General features: G+C 42.8%; 16 protein-coding genes. 11 read left to right on the forward strand and 5 right to left on the reverse strand.

Translation table 11 applies throughout. The annotated features are described in order from the left end of the window. The first annotated feature begins 4 nt into the window (after positions 1–4). The 10 genes from EWM62_RS00225 to EWM62_RS19185 all read left to right on the forward strand — a co-directional run bounded on the left by EWM62_RS00225 (position 5) and on the right by EWM62_RS19185 (position 9,559). The gene (locus tag EWM62_RS00225) at positions 5–919 is read left to right on the forward strand and encodes a DsbA family protein (protein WP_129874635.1); all 915 of its coding nucleotides are present in this window, start codon (positions 5–7) and stop codon (positions 917–919) included. A 144-nt stretch (positions 920–1,063) separates the two neighbouring features. Beyond that, positions 1,064–2,080, forward strand: coding sequence for a sensor histidine kinase (locus EWM62_RS00230; protein ID WP_129874636.1), 1,017 nt, complete (start codon positions 1,064–1,066; stop codon positions 2,078–2,080). After that, positions 2,077–2,841 (forward strand): LytR/AlgR family response regulator transcription factor, encoded by a 765-nt coding sequence (locus EWM62_RS00235; RefSeq protein ID WP_129874637.1) that lies wholly within the window; start codon positions 2,077–2,079, stop codon positions 2,839–2,841. Before EWM62_RS00230 ends, EWM62_RS00235 begins: the two co-directional genes overlap by 4 nt. A gap of 114 nt (positions 2,842–2,955) precedes the next feature. Further along, positions 2,956–4,218 carry a TolC family protein gene (locus EWM62_RS00240; RefSeq protein WP_129874638.1) on the forward strand — a complete coding sequence of 421 codons (1,263 nt, stop codon included), beginning with the start codon at positions 2,956–2,958 and terminating at the stop codon, positions 4,216–4,218. A gap of 19 nt (positions 4,219–4,237) precedes the next feature. Continuing rightward, a complete protein-coding gene (locus EWM62_RS00245) occupies positions 4,238–5,170 on the forward strand; it encodes an HlyD family secretion protein (RefSeq protein ID WP_238989242.1) in 933 nt (310 codons plus the stop codon). A gap of 2 nt (positions 5,171–5,172) precedes the next feature. Next, a complete protein-coding gene (locus EWM62_RS00250) occupies positions 5,173–6,090 on the forward strand; it encodes an ABC transporter ATP-binding protein (protein WP_129874639.1) in 918 nt (305 codons plus the stop codon). Next, positions 6,087–6,827 (forward strand): ABC transporter ATP-binding protein, encoded by a 741-nt coding sequence (locus EWM62_RS00255; RefSeq protein WP_129874640.1) that lies wholly within the window; start codon positions 6,087–6,089, stop codon positions 6,825–6,827. The genes EWM62_RS00250 and EWM62_RS00255 overlap by 4 nt, the downstream gene beginning before the upstream one ends. A gap of 18 nt (positions 6,828–6,845) precedes the next feature. Further along, entirely contained in the window at positions 6,846–7,952 is a 1,107-nt protein-coding gene (locus tag EWM62_RS00260) for an ABC transporter permease (RefSeq protein WP_129874641.1), read from the forward strand. After that, positions 7,949–9,067, forward strand: a complete 1,119-nt coding sequence (locus tag EWM62_RS00265; RefSeq protein WP_129874642.1) for an ABC transporter permease — start codon at positions 7,949–7,951, stop codon at positions 9,065–9,067. The genes EWM62_RS00260 and EWM62_RS00265 overlap by 4 nt, the downstream gene beginning before the upstream one ends. Positions 9,068–9,385: 318 nt before the next feature. Beyond that, positions 9,386–9,559 (forward strand): hypothetical protein, encoded by a 174-nt coding sequence (locus EWM62_RS19185; RefSeq protein WP_162499752.1) that lies wholly within the window; start codon positions 9,386–9,388, stop codon positions 9,557–9,559. A 332-nt stretch (positions 9,560–9,891) separates the two neighbouring features. On the opposite strand, the gene EWM62_RS00270 is transcribed toward EWM62_RS19185, so the two are convergent. Then, a complete protein-coding gene (locus EWM62_RS00270; RefSeq protein WP_262708460.1) occupies positions 9,892–10,098 on the reverse strand; it encodes a helix-turn-helix domain-containing protein in 207 nt (68 codons plus the stop codon). Between the two features lie 28 nt (positions 10,099–10,126). Between EWM62_RS00270 and EWM62_RS19525 the strand changes: the two genes are divergently transcribed. After that, positions 10,127–10,234, forward strand: coding sequence for a winged helix-turn-helix transcriptional regulator (locus EWM62_RS19525; protein WP_238989243.1), 108 nt, complete (start codon positions 10,127–10,129; stop codon positions 10,232–10,234). A 287-nt stretch (positions 10,235–10,521) separates the two neighbouring features. Here the strand turns inward: EWM62_RS19525 and EWM62_RS00280 are convergent, their stop codons facing one another. From EWM62_RS00280 to EWM62_RS00295, 4 genes are all read right to left on the reverse strand, one after another. After that, complete coding sequence (locus EWM62_RS00280; RefSeq protein WP_129874643.1) at positions 10,522–11,775, reverse strand: TraB/GumN family protein; 1,254 nt, start codon at positions 11,773–11,775, stop codon at positions 10,522–10,524. Positions 11,776–11,839: 64 nt separating this feature from the next. Further along, positions 11,840–12,493, reverse strand: a complete 654-nt coding sequence (locus tag EWM62_RS00285; protein WP_129874644.1) for an NAD(P)H-binding protein — start codon at positions 12,491–12,493, stop codon at positions 11,840–11,842. After that, a complete protein-coding gene (locus EWM62_RS00290; RefSeq protein ID WP_129874645.1) occupies positions 12,486–13,139 on the reverse strand; it encodes an NADPH-dependent F420 reductase in 654 nt (217 codons plus the stop codon). Before EWM62_RS00290 ends, EWM62_RS00285 begins: the two co-directional genes overlap by 8 nt. After that, complete coding sequence (locus EWM62_RS00295) at positions 13,136–13,975, reverse strand: hypothetical protein (protein ID WP_129874646.1); 840 nt, start codon at positions 13,973–13,975, stop codon at positions 13,136–13,138. The genes EWM62_RS00290 and EWM62_RS00295 overlap by 4 nt, the downstream gene beginning before the upstream one ends.

A 13,975-nucleotide genomic window follows, 5' to 3' on the forward strand; every position in this document is an offset into this window, starting at 1 on the left:
TGATATGGAAAGCAATAACCCGCTATTATGCGATTACGAAACCGGCACGTGCGAAATGCCCGGTTTAGGTACAATAAATGAAGACACACTGATCTACGATAAAAAGCAAAAGCCGGTGCAGATCACCTATTTTACCGACCCGATATGCTCATCATGCTGGGGCATTGAACCGCAACTGAGGAAATTAAAACTGGAATACGGCGCATACATTAATATAGAATACCGCATGGGTGGCTTGCTACCATCGTGGGATGGTTTCAATGGTGGCGGAATCACCAAGCCGTCGGACGTTGCCCACCATTGGGATGAGGCAAGCCGCTATTACCAGATGCCTATTGATGGCAATGTTTGGCTGGAAGATCCGCTGGATTCATCTTATCCACCATCCATCGCCTTCATTGCGGCAAAAATGCAGAATGATGCTAAAGCAGATAAATTTTTGCGCCGCATAAAAGAAATGGTCTTTACCGAAAAAAAGAACATTGCCAAATGGGAAAATCTTTATCAGGCAGCCTTGCAAACCGGACTGGATGCTGAAAGATTTAAACAGGATTTTGAGGGAGAGGCCAAGCGATTATTTCAGGCCGATCTGAATTTTGCCCGGACAATGGGAGTAAGGGGCTTCCCAACTTTGTTCTTTGCGAATGATGGGGGAGAGCAGCAGATACTCAAAGGTTTTAAGGCGTATGAACATTTTGAGCAAATGGTTAAGGATCTGTACCCCGGTGCTAAAAAAGCGATGATAGACACTGATGCAAGCGCTGTTTTTGAGTATTACCCTACACTAACCACTAAAGAGTTTTCAGTAATTACCGACGATACCTTAGAAGCATCGCGAAAAATACTGCAGGGCCTGGCTAATGATGGCTTGCTGGAAAAAGTAGCTACCCGTAACGGAGATCTCTGGAAAAAGAAATAGGCTATAAATTTCCGTTTCGGTGTTAATTTCTGCTGCTTCGCTGTTTTTCGTTATCGGGCGTCGGTCTTTCTTTTGCAACTTGCCGCAGTGAGCCAGGAAGAAAAAGATTATTTAAATTTGAGAAGGAATTTGTTGCACCATAGCATGAAATGGAATGTTTTACCCTACGCTTTAATTACCGCCTTGTCGGTAATTGCGGCGTTTATACGCACTTATGCGCTGGATATGGGCGCATTAGTGAATTTTTGGGTAACCGTTTTTCAAATCGCCATGCTATCCCTTGTTTGGATAGTGATAAAAACCATCGGTAACAAACTCAATAACTATTTACCATTTGAAGAAAGCGTAGTTAAACGAACGCTTTTACAGATCCTGATCTCCCTTGTTATAATTACCCCGCTGTACGTGGGCTTTGTTCATATCATAAGGGGCTTTCATCTTGCCTTTATGAACACGGCTTTTCTTGCTATTGGCACTGTGTTGTTCTTTGTACTGGTATTGTTTATGAACCTGGCTTACAACGCGTATTTTTTCTTTCGCGAGTGGGAGAATTCCATTAAAGAAAAAGCACAACTGCAAATTGAGGCTGCCGAACTGGGTAAGGACCGGTCGATGATGAAATATCACCATTTAAAGAACCAGGTTAATCCGCATTTTCTGTTCAACACCTTTACCTCATTAGATGGACTGATACAAACAGATCCCGACCTGGCATCTGATTTTGTGCGGCATCTATCCAAGGTCTACCGTTATGTTTTACAAAACAAAGAGAACGAGGTAGTAACCCTGCAAACAGAAATTGATTTTATAGGCCACTATATCAGGCTGCTTAAAATACGTTATAAAGATACCTTCGGCATCAAAATCAATATTTCAGAAGCGGCGCTCGATCATGAAATTGTGATGGTAACCCTGCAAATGCTGATAGATAACGCTATTAAACATAACTCCTTACAGGTAAGCAGTCCGCTAAACGTAACCATTTGGGACGAAGGTGACTACCTGCATGTGCGGAATAATAAGCAACTGCGTAAGCAGATAGAAACATCTAATCAACAAGGCTTACAACAATTGAAGGAACTGTATTCTTTTTTAACCGATAAGCAGGTTATTGTAAATGATAAGGCTGAATTTTTTGAGATAAAACTACCCCTGCTATGAGAATACTGATAATTGAAGATGAAAGCCTGGTGGCCGAAAGCTTGATAAAACTGGTTAAGCAATTAGAACCATCAGCAACTATACTAGGGCCTTTATCAGAAGTAAAGCAAGCTATACAATGGTTTGCAGACAATCCGCAGCCCGATCTTATCCTGTCAGATATTCAATTGGCTGATGGTATAAGCCTGGATATTTTTGCCGGAAACACACTTACCTGTCCCATTATTTTTACCACCGCTTATAACGAATATGCCATCCGCGCTTTTAAGGTAAACAGCATTGATTATTTGTTGAAACCCGTAGATAAAGCAGAGCTGGGTGCCGCGTTTAAAAAATTCCACCTCATGCAATCAAAGTTTGATGACGCGGGGTATTTGCGCGAGATTAAAGACCTGTTTGTTAATTTTAATAGTCCCAAGCCTTTTAAAGAACGGTTTGCCGTGCATATAGGCCGATCGGTAACTTTGGTGCCGGTGCAAAATATCGCCTGCTTTTTGAAAGAAGAACTGATCTTTTTGATCGACCATGAAGGTACCCGTTTCATTACAGATTACCGCTCGTTAGATGAGGTGGAGGAACTGGTAAACAGCAAAGTATTTTACCGCGCCAACCGGCAAAACTTAATCCATTTGCCGTTTATTGAAAGCTACCGAGGCGATGATACCGGCAAACTCACCCTCAAAATGCGCGATATAAAAACCAATGATCTCATCATCAGCAAAGAGAAAGCTGCTGATTTCAAAAAGTGGTTTGATCAATAGTTTCCCTTCTTCCGTTTCGGTGTTCAATTCTTCCGTTTCGCTGCATTACTTTTTCTAAATAGCTTACATAGCTGTCTCTTTGTCACATAATTAATTGACAAAAAGAATCAAGTAATGAAACATCTACTTCTTATCATCGGCATTTGCGGTGCAATATTTACCGCCAATGCCCAAACCACCAAGCTGCTTCGCCTGGAGGACTGCTACGTGCAGGCCCGAGCAAATTATCCGCTGGTAAACCGGCAGCAACTCATCAGCAAAAGCGCGCAGTATTCTATCGAAAACGCCGCCAAAGGTTATTTACCGCAAATCAGCATTAACGGGCAAGCCACTTATCAAAGTGATGTAACCCAGGTCCCTATTAAACTGTCGGGTGTTGATGTGCCAACTATCAGCAAAGATCAGTACAAGGCTTTTGCCAGTATCAATCAAACCATTTATGATGGCGGCGCTATCAAATTGAAAAAACAGATGATCCAGGCAGAAGCCGATCTGAACAGCCAGCAGTTGGAAGTTGACCTGTATCAGCTAAAGGAGCGGATCAATCAACTCTTTTTCGGGGTATTGATAGCCAACCAGCAATTAGCACAGACCGATACCGTTAAACGCGACATTCAACTGGGTCTGTCTAAAGTAAACGCAGCCATTGTTAACGGAACAGCGCTAAAATCAAACGCTGATGTTTTACAGGCCGAGTTGCTAAAATTAGAACAGCGCGGTATTGAACTGAAAGCTACACGGTCGGCATTTATGCAGATGCTGGGTTTATTTATTAACCAGCCTTTAGCTGATGATTACGTATTGGAAATGCCTGCGCAAATAATTGCCAATTCCGCCATTAGCCGCCCTGAGCTTAAACTTTTTGATGCGCAAAAAACGCTGATCGACTATCAAGCAAAAAACGTTACCTCAAAAAATCTGCCTAAACTGGGCTTATTCCTTGAGGGTGGTTACGGTCGCCCGGCTTTAAATATGCTGCAAAATAATTTCGATAGCTATTATGTAAGCGGCTTACGCATGAGCTGGTCGTTATCCGGCTTTTACACCAGCAAAAAGGAAAAAGCCATACTGGCCATGAACAGCCGGTTTGTTGATTATCAAAAGGAAACCTTCCTTTTAAATACCAACCTGCAGCTTAAACAGGCAAGCGCGGACCAGGCTAAAAGCACCAATCTTATCGCTTCCGATAATGCCATCATTAGCCTGCGCTCCCGGATAAAAAATACAGCCTTGGCACAATTGCAATACGGCGTGATCAACGCTAACGATTACCTGCGCGAAGTAAATGCCGAAGATCAGGCTAAACAAAACCAAACGCTGCACGGCATACAGTTGCTTATGGCGCAATACAATCAAAAAACAACATCGGGAAACTAAACACCAATTAATCAACAACATGAAAAAGATAATTATAATAGCACTTACAGCTCTCATTTTTACAGCATGTACTAACAGCGACAAGGAGTACGATGCATCCGGCACATTTGAAACTACCGAGGTAATGATCTCGGCAGAGGCTACGGGCGAGATCAAACAATTTGACATTAAAGAAGGCGATGTATTAAAAGCCGGCCAATACCTGGGCTATATTGATACCATTCAGCTTAAATTAAAGAAGGAGCAACTCCAATCGCAGATCAATTCTGTACAAAGCCGTACGCAGGATATTACAGCGCAAACCAATCCCTACAACAAGCAACTAGCGCTAACACAAACCACCTTAAATACACAGTTGCATGAAAAAAAACGCATTGAGAACCTGCTGAAAGCGGATGCCGCCACCCCAAAACAGTTGGACGATATTAACGCCGAGGTAGATGCTACCCAAAAACGCCTTGAACTGATCAAAAGTCAACGTGAAGCACAGCTATCAGCACTAAATATTCAGAATGATGGACTGGTAAAAGATGTTGCTCCGTTACAAGCACAGATAGATCAGATTAATGATCGGCTGGCTAAAAGCCGCATTGTTAACGAAGTAAGCGGAACCGTTTTAACCAAATATGCCGAGGTAAATGAACTGATGACAGAAGGCAAACCACTATATAAAATTGCCGACCTAAGTACTCTTATTTTAAGAGCTTACCTATCCGGTAATCAGTTATCGGCTATAAAAATTGGGCAGTCGGTTAAAGTGATGATCAATGATGTGAATGGCAAATACAAAAACTACAGCGGCAAAATTGAATGGATAAGTAACAGCGCCGAGTTTACGCCTAAAACTATCCAAACCAAAGATGAACGCGCCAACCTGGTATACGCCGTAAAAATAAGGGTACCTAATGATGGTTATTTAAAAATAGGCATGTATGCCGATGTAAAACTTTAACCATGGAAGCAGTTGTATTGAATAACGTTAGCAAAACCTACGGCAAAGAGCGCAAGGTTGCGGTAGATAGTGTCTCTCTCACCGTAAATAAAGGCGAGCTGTTTGGGTTGATCGGTCCTGATGGTGCGGGTAAAACCAGCATATTCAGAATGTTGACCACGTTATTATTACCCGACGGCGGAACCGCTACGGTTGACGGCTTTGATATTGTGAAAGATTATAAACAGATCCGTAATAACGTAGGCTATATGCCGGGGAAATTCTCGCTTTATCAGGATCTGACGATTGAAGAGAATATCAACTTTTTTGCTACGGTGTTTGGTACCAGCGTTGAAGAAAACTATGATTTGATAAAGGACATCTACGTACAGATAGAACCCTTTAAAAATCGCCGGGCAGGTAAATTATCAGGCGGCATGAAACAGAAGCTGGCATTGTGCTGCGCTTTGATCCACAAACCTACAGTACTTTTTTTAGACGAGCCAACCACAGGGGTAGACCCGGTTTCGCGCAAAGAGTTTTGGGAGATGCTGAAGCGCTTAAAACAGCAGGATATTACCATAGTGGTTTCTACCCCATACATGGATGAAGCAACCCTTTGCGACAGGATAGCGCTGATACAAAACGGCAGGATATTGCAAATTGATACGCCCGATAAAATTGTACAAAGCTATCCTGACAAGCTGTACCAAATTAAAGCCGACAGGATGTACGATCTACTTAAAGAGCTAAACGTATACCCTAAAACTTTAAGCTGCTTCACTTTTGGCGAATACCTGCATTTGTCGTTAACCGACGAGAGCGAACAGGCGGAGAAAGAACTGATACAACACTTACAAAATAAAGGCTTCCACAATATTGAAATGGGTGCCGTAACGCCAGGCATTGAAGACTGCTTTATCCAACTGCTGAAAAAATGAAAGAGACCGTTATAAAAACAGATAAACTAACCAAACGCTTTGGCGACTTTGTGGCCACTAATGAGATAAGTCTGGAAGTTTACAAAGGCGAGATCTTTGGCTTTTTAGGAGCCAATGGGGCAGGTAAAACTACTGCCATGCGCATGCTTTGCGGTCTATCAATCCCCTCATCGGGGCAGGCTACTATCGCGGGTTTTGATGTGTATAAACAAACAGAGCATATCAAAAAGCACATTGGCTACATGAGTCAGAAGTTTTCGCTGTACGAGGACCTTACAGTGCTGGAGAATATTCGGTTCTTCGGCGGTATCTACGGCCTGAGTAATGCTGATATCAAAACAAAAAGCGAAGCTTTACTTAATGAACTTGGCTTGCAGGATGAAGCTAAAACGCTGGTAGGCTCGTTACCGCTTGGCTGGAAGCAAAAGCTATCTTTTTCGGTGGCCATATTGCACGATCCTAAAATCGTTTTCCTTGATGAACCTACCGGTGGCGTTGACCCGGTAACGCGGCGTCAATTCTGGGACCTGATCTATAACGCCGCGGATAGGGGCATTACCATATTTGTTACCACACACTATATGGACGAGGCCGAATACTGTAACCGGATATCGATTATGGTTGATGGTCGCATACAAGCGCTGGACAGCCCTGCAAATCTTAAAAAACAGTTCAATGCATCATCTATGGATGAAGTGTTTTTTGAATTGGCCAGAGGGGCGAAGCGGGGAGAGTAACATCACAAAAAAATTAACATGAAACAGTTTTTCATATTCGTAAAAAAAGAGTTTGCACATGTGCTGCGCGATAAAAAAACGCTGCTCATTCTTTTCGGCTTGCCGGTAGCGCAAATTTTGATATTTGGCTTCGCGCTCACTAATGAGGTGAAGAAATCAAAGATCGTTATTGTCGACCAGGCAAAGGACCCGGCATCGCAAGCCATTATCACAAAAGTGGGCGTAAGCCAGTATTTTCAGATAGAGAATACGGTTGCCAACAAACGGCAGATAGAAGATCAATTTAAACAGGGAAAGATTAAAATGGCTGTGGTTTTTCCGCCGTATTTTAACCGCGATCTACTGCATCAAAACAAGGCGACCATACAGGTAATAACCGACGCTACCGATCCTAATACTGCTAACACCTTAACCAACTATTTTTCGGCCATAGTAGCCGATTACCAAGCGGAGCTAAACCAAACCAAAGCTATGCCTTACCGCATAACTACAGAAATGCGGATGCTTTACAACCCCGGCCTAAAAGGCGCGCCCAATTTTGTACCGGGTGTAATGGCGCTGGTGCTGATGCTGGTTTGTGTAATGATGACCGCTATTTCTATTGTAAAGGAAAAAGAAACCGGTACTATGGAGATCCTGCTGGTATCGCCTTTCCGGCCTATCATGGTTATTTTGGCAAAAGCGTTGCCTTACCTGATGTTATCGCTGGTTAATTTATGCATCATCTTACTTGTAAGCGTATTTGTATTACAGCTGCCGGTTAACGGAAGTTTGCTGCTGCTATTTGCAGAGAGTACACTTTTCATCATTACCTGTTTATCACTGGGATTGCTTATTTCCGTAAAAACAGAATCTCAGCAGGTAGCTATGCTAATTTCGTTAATGGGGATGTTGCTGCCTACCGTAATGTTCAGCGGTTTTATGTTTCCTATTGAAAATATGCCTATGGGGCTGCAGGTACTATCAAATGTTATCCCTGCCAAATGGTATTATATCATCGTAAAATCCATTATGATAAAAGGTGTGGGCTTTTCAGCCATCTGGAAAGAAACATTCATCCTGGTGGGCATTACTGTAGTCCTTTTAATTATCAGCATCAAAAACTTTAAAATACGTCTGGCATGAGAACCATCAGATTTTTACTCGCAAAAGAGTTTCGTCAAATATTCCGCAACAAAGCCATACTGGCCATGATATTGGTAGTACCGGTAATGCAACTGGTGGTACTGCCGCTGGCCGCCAACTACGAAGTAAAAAATATTAATATCAGCGTGGTGGATAACGATCACTCTACCTACTCGGCAAAGTTGATCTTCAAAGTCACCTCGTCTGGTTATTTCAGAATGACCGAAGCCAAAAACACGTTTAACGACGCGTTTAAATTGATAGAAACAGATAAAGCCGATCTGGTACTGGAAATTCCGCATGGTTTTGAGCAACGGCTGATCAGGGAAGACGAACAAAAACTGTTCATCGCCGTAAACGCTATCAACGGCACCAAGGCCAACCTGGGCGGCGCTTATCTGAATAACATCATCCGCAATTTTAATGCTGACCTGCGTTTGCAAATGATAGTGCCCGGCAAGCTAAACCCCATGCCGGTTGTTGAGATTGCCCCGACCAACTGGTATAATCCATTGCTGGATTATCATGTATTTATGGTGCCGGGCATATTGGCCGTGCTGTTAACAATGATTGGCAGCTACCTTACCGCGTTGAATATTGTTAAGGAAAAAGAAGTAGGTACCATAGAACAGATCAACGTTACACCGATCAAAAAGCACCACTTTATATTGGGTAAACTTATTCCGTTTTTGGTGCTGAGTCTGGTTGTTTTTACGCTTGGATTGATAGTAGCCTGGGCTGTTTATGGCATTGTGCCGGCGGGCAGCATAGGGCTGATGTATGGGTTTATCCTCATCTATCTTTTAGCGGTTTTGGGTTTAGGTTTGCTCATATCCACCTATTGCGACACCCAGCAGCAAGCCATGTTCATCGCATTCTTTTTCCTGATGATATTTATTATGATGGGTGGACTGTTTACGCCGATTGAGAGCATGCCGGGCTGGGCCAAATCGCTGACAGCGTTAAACCCGGTAAGTTATATGATAGATGTGATGCGGATGATTGTCTTAAAAGGCAGCGGGTTTAATAATATTAAACACCAACTGATGAAAGTTTTTTTATTTGCAGTAGTTTTTAATAGTTGGGCAATATGGAACTACAAAAAAACGACTTAAGGCCAATTAAACCGCTGTTTGACATTAGTTATAAAAAGCATCTTAGTAGTAATTTACAGGGCTTTTTGTTGTTTAACCGGGAGGTAGGCGTTACAATAGAAAATCTGATAGCATTTTCGACATTTTCAAACTCGTTAATATAGATTAATAAATGCTTATTTTAACCCGTCACGCAATCATTGATGAGGAGCATTTATTGATTATGCGGTGTGCACAGGGGGGAATGCACGAGGTTATTTTAACAACCGCAAATAAGATCGGTAGGGCTTTTTTAAATAGTTTAGCTTGAATGGCCGTTCATGACGTTAAACAAATGCCATGAAAAAAAGGAAAGCAGAAAGAATCCTCCGTCCGGTAGACATATGCATTAAACTCGAAACTCAAAAGGAATTAGACGATAATGTGGAGATTAAGAAAAAGGCGCTTTTAGATTTTATCGTAAAGCTTTTAGTTGAAACTACTCTAAAAGAATACGACAAGACTGATGATTAGACTCTAAATTTAACTTTCTGATAATTAGTGTATTGTGATAAGTTTAAAATAGCATGTTATTAAGGGTTTGGACACTAAATACTTGATAATCAGATATTTTTAAATCTCTGAAGCGAAAAAGCCTTTTAAAGCATTGATTTTAATCGTTTGAAAATCAATGCTTTAAAAGGCTTTTAATTTGTATTTGCAAAGTTTCAAGGATTACATTCGAACACTTAACATCATTTTTGGTGTTTTTTGGATAATTTAAAATTATAATAAAATAAGGTGGGTAGCATTTCCGAACGCAGGGTATAATCTAAGCATTACTCGCCTTTAGATAATTTAGTTTGTTATTGCGAAAGCCAAAATAGGCGATAGTGAAATTTTTTGTAACCTGACTGTTCATGACCCTGGCTATCGTTAATAATGAAGCCCGACGGGGATTCGCCAGTCTTGATCTGGAAAAGCCGGCTGAAGTAGGCAGGATCGTCATAACCGAGATCATAGGCGATCTCTTTGGCCTTTAAAGCGGTAGTAAGACCATGGTTGGTGACCAGGAAGGTCTATCCGGCCATGCCGCCAAAGATGGTATATAAACTCACTGATTTTGGCAGATCGCTGATCCCTGTCATATGTGTAATCGGGCTTTGGGGCGATGAGCACAAAAGCCACCTTAAAACAGTTTTTGGATGATGTTCTAACAGCTTTGGTGAGGTATGTTACCATAAGTTGTTTTTGCCCGTTCACCGGAAACTCTTCTGAATGGCGTTCAAAAGGTAACCTTGATCTTTTTCAGTCCTGTGACAATAGCTTCGCCTCATCATACGTGGTCTTCATACTTAATTAGTAATCTCGATAGCTTTTTCCGCAGGTATTTGGGTGGTTTTTTAAAGGATGGCTGGTGGTCGCAGTTATATCAAGGCATAACTCTTCCTTTTCGGTTTAACAAGTTGATGAGGAATTAGTTGTCCGGTAAAAGATCAATTGTCCATGCCGCCTGTAAGCGGCTCCGTCGCCGGTGAATTATTGATCTGTATAAGTAACTGGAACATCTCATCGACATTGGCATACTGGTCTTTCTCCATCAAAAAGCTTTTTTGTCCCTTAAAAGGGCTATTCTTACCGGTAAGTTTAAATATTACGGCTTTTCCGCTGGAGTTGTACGCATCAAGCAGTCTGCCATCCCTGAAGCTGCCGGTAAAGTAATCGTAATGGTTGATTACGCGCTTATACTTGTTACCGGTCCTGGATGTATCGCTCTTGCCTTTTGGCATCATCATAAAACCACCACTATATACCATTAAGGCCGAGCATATTCCTTTGGCAGCATTCGCGCGCTTAATTAAAGCAGCGAACCGGATGTCGTTCGGCTGATCGGATTGTTTAACGTGGAAGCCACCGAACAGACCGATCAGTTTCTCATTCTGTAACTGATAATGATCTTTATAAGTGTTGAAATTTTCAAGCATTACGCTATCGCGCCGTGTGCCTTTTGTGTTCTTCAGGGCGATATTCAGCATTTCATACGTATTGCGCAACAGGAAACTGGCATCAAAATATTGCTGGCCAAGGGTTCTTTTATAGGTCGCGGCATTGTTTTTAAAAACGGGATAAAGCTTCACGAACTCGGCAGCAATGTCCGTTCCGACGCCGTTCTTGCTATCAATTTTCTTTAATGCCGAGCCAACAGGAGAGTTTGCCTTATTGCCACTAAATACTTCAGTCTGCAGGTATTCGATCGCCTTGCGATAACCATGCTCAATGTCGACCGGCAGTATGACGATCCTTTTACTTTCAGGCAAGGTTTTATTTAATTGATACAGGTTTTTGAGCAATTGATGCTCGCTTTTATTATAGTAAAAAGTGCCGTTATATTTTTGAAAATCGGCGACATAGGCTGAGTCGTTTCCGGTTCTCAGGTAATTGTTGAGCAGCAAGCCATCCAGGTAGCCCATTTCAACAAATAGATATCGGGCTCCCATTTTTTTATTGAGGTATTCTACTAATTTATATTGTACATCGTAGGAATAAGCAATCCCATGGCCTTCACCAATCATAAATAATTGATCCTTCAATACAGCAGGGGTAAAAACCCTTTCGATGTTTTTAAAGCCACCATCGTTCCAGGTGGCCGAGTTGCCGGCAAGGTGGGCGATCTTTGCTTTATCGGTTTGAGCAAAACTCAGGGTGATATTTAATAAAAGTATGGCTGTGAACAGAACTTTGATCTTCATTTCATATTTGAGGCAAGACGGTGAACGTTATCAAAACGTTGCATGAACATTAAATTTTCATTTGTCAATCTGAAACGACGACCGTAGATGATTGGAACGATCTGTCCAGGTTGGCGATCAGCCAGCGGGCTAGGCTTCTGCGGCTAATGGTCAGTTTGGGTGCGGGATAATTTTGATAGCTTTCCTGTATTCCCATTTTAGCCCTGCCGCTGGTCAAACCAACCGGGCGTATGATCAGGTGGTCGATCTCCGAATTTATCAGTAGTGATTCCTGCCGTGCGTGATCATCGTAAGCATACTTAATATTGCTATGATCGATCAGCCAGCTGAACCACCAGGGGATTTCCGTACGGCTGTCGCCCACGCCCCAGGCAGACAGAATAATGATCTTCTGTATGCCTGCGGTCCTTCCGGCCTCAATGAGCACTTTCATGGTTTCTGATAACAGCAATTTAGGGCTGCGCAATGAAGACCAGGGAAAGTCGTTATGCCGGGAAATATTCAACGCGCTGATCACCTGGCTGCAGCCTGCAATAGCCTGTTCCATTATTTCCTTGTTGGTGGTTAAGCCGGTAAATACCCGCAGGTTTTTATTGGTGATATCCAGCTTTTCAGGGTGACGAACCAGTACGCTGACCAGGTAACCCCGCTCCAGCGCTTCCTTAACCAGCCATTTACCGGTACGGCCGGTGGCACCTAAGATTAGTAGTTTATCCATTTGGTAACAGGTTATGCGGTAGTCCCCAAAGATTATAAGCAATGTTTGGATAAGAACCTGCCTTTTTGCCAAGATAAGAAGATAATAAGGTCATTCTTTCAATAGTACGGTTGTTGGCGATCGGCCCGGCATCAAGAAAACGGAACGGCAATATGCTGAAAGCACTGATCAGCATTTGTCGAACGTTCGGGTCATCAGCAGTTAAAAATACATCACTTTTTATTCCCTGCAAAACCGGTGCGTCAAACACGGTCCAGAATGTATTTTTAAATGCGCCGGCAACCGTTGTTTCCGGCAGCAGTTTTTGAATTTCTTCGGCCGCTGAAAAACCGTAAGGCAATACCAAATCGTCAAATGTATCATTAAAAGGATTGGCAATATCTATCAGTATCTTACCTTTTAAAGCTTCCCTGTTTCTGATCACCCAGGGGATAACATCCCTGTACCACAATGTATGAATAATCACGTTGGCTTCAAATGCTTCCCATTCGTTAATAGCATATAAGGGTATCGCTAAATGATCAATGACCATTTGGGTGTTGACGGGGTCGCGACCGGCAAAAAGTAATTCGTTTTTAAAAACGGGATACAGCGTTTTTAAAAGGCCGGCCCCCATGCGACCGGTACCTATAATGGCGATCTTCATTTCTTGTCAGTATAAACGTAATGTGTTTTTTCAGTGTAATTGTCGGCTGCGTCACCGGGGTAGCTATAGGACGTTAGCGCGGTCAGCGGGTAACCATCCTTTTGATAGGCGTAGCTGCGCGTTACGACTTGTGTTACTTTCCTGTTTTGCCCTTCAGTCCATATCTCCTTCACAATATTATGCGCGGCTGAATGTAAATACGGGCTATATACCGTTAAATACCGCGCGTGCAGTTGCATGGGGTTGTTCTGATCATCATACTCATAGCTGACTTCCGAGGTCAGCTTAAAGCCGTTATTATCGAAGCACTCCTCAACAGCCGAACGCTTGAGGTCACCGTTCGGATAATAAGTGTAAACCATCCTGCTATGACTGCCGGCCGCCGTTTCATCGGGTCCGTAGGCGGTCACCATCGTCAATGACCCGTTAGTATAACTACATTTCCAGATCACCATAGGGGTTTTATTACCGGGATCGGCACCTGTATAGATCATATTGATCTTGTCAAGCTTGTCTCCGGCATATAGCAGCTGATAACTATACATGACCCGGCCATCTGTAGTAGAGATCATATCAGCCCGTACGGGTTTGTTGTTGAGATGGGTGAAAGCCGCGGGCATCGTATTATTCAGATATGCAGACCGGCTGATCAATTGTCTCGCTGCATCATATCCAAACAATTCGGCTGGCTGCGCCATCTCTTCCAGTTCGATCCTGATAAGGTTAACACCCGGAGCGACTGGCGGCACCGGCGCCGGTGGATACCCGGACCGGTCCTTTTTACAGCTGTAGATAGCCATCAGGCTTATTAAAGCAAATATTTTAAATGTTCTCAT

Source organism: Mucilaginibacter terrigena (assembly GCF_004168255.1).
Classification (GTDB): Bacteria; Bacteroidota; Bacteroidia; order Sphingobacteriales; family Sphingobacteriaceae; genus Mucilaginibacter; species Mucilaginibacter terrigena.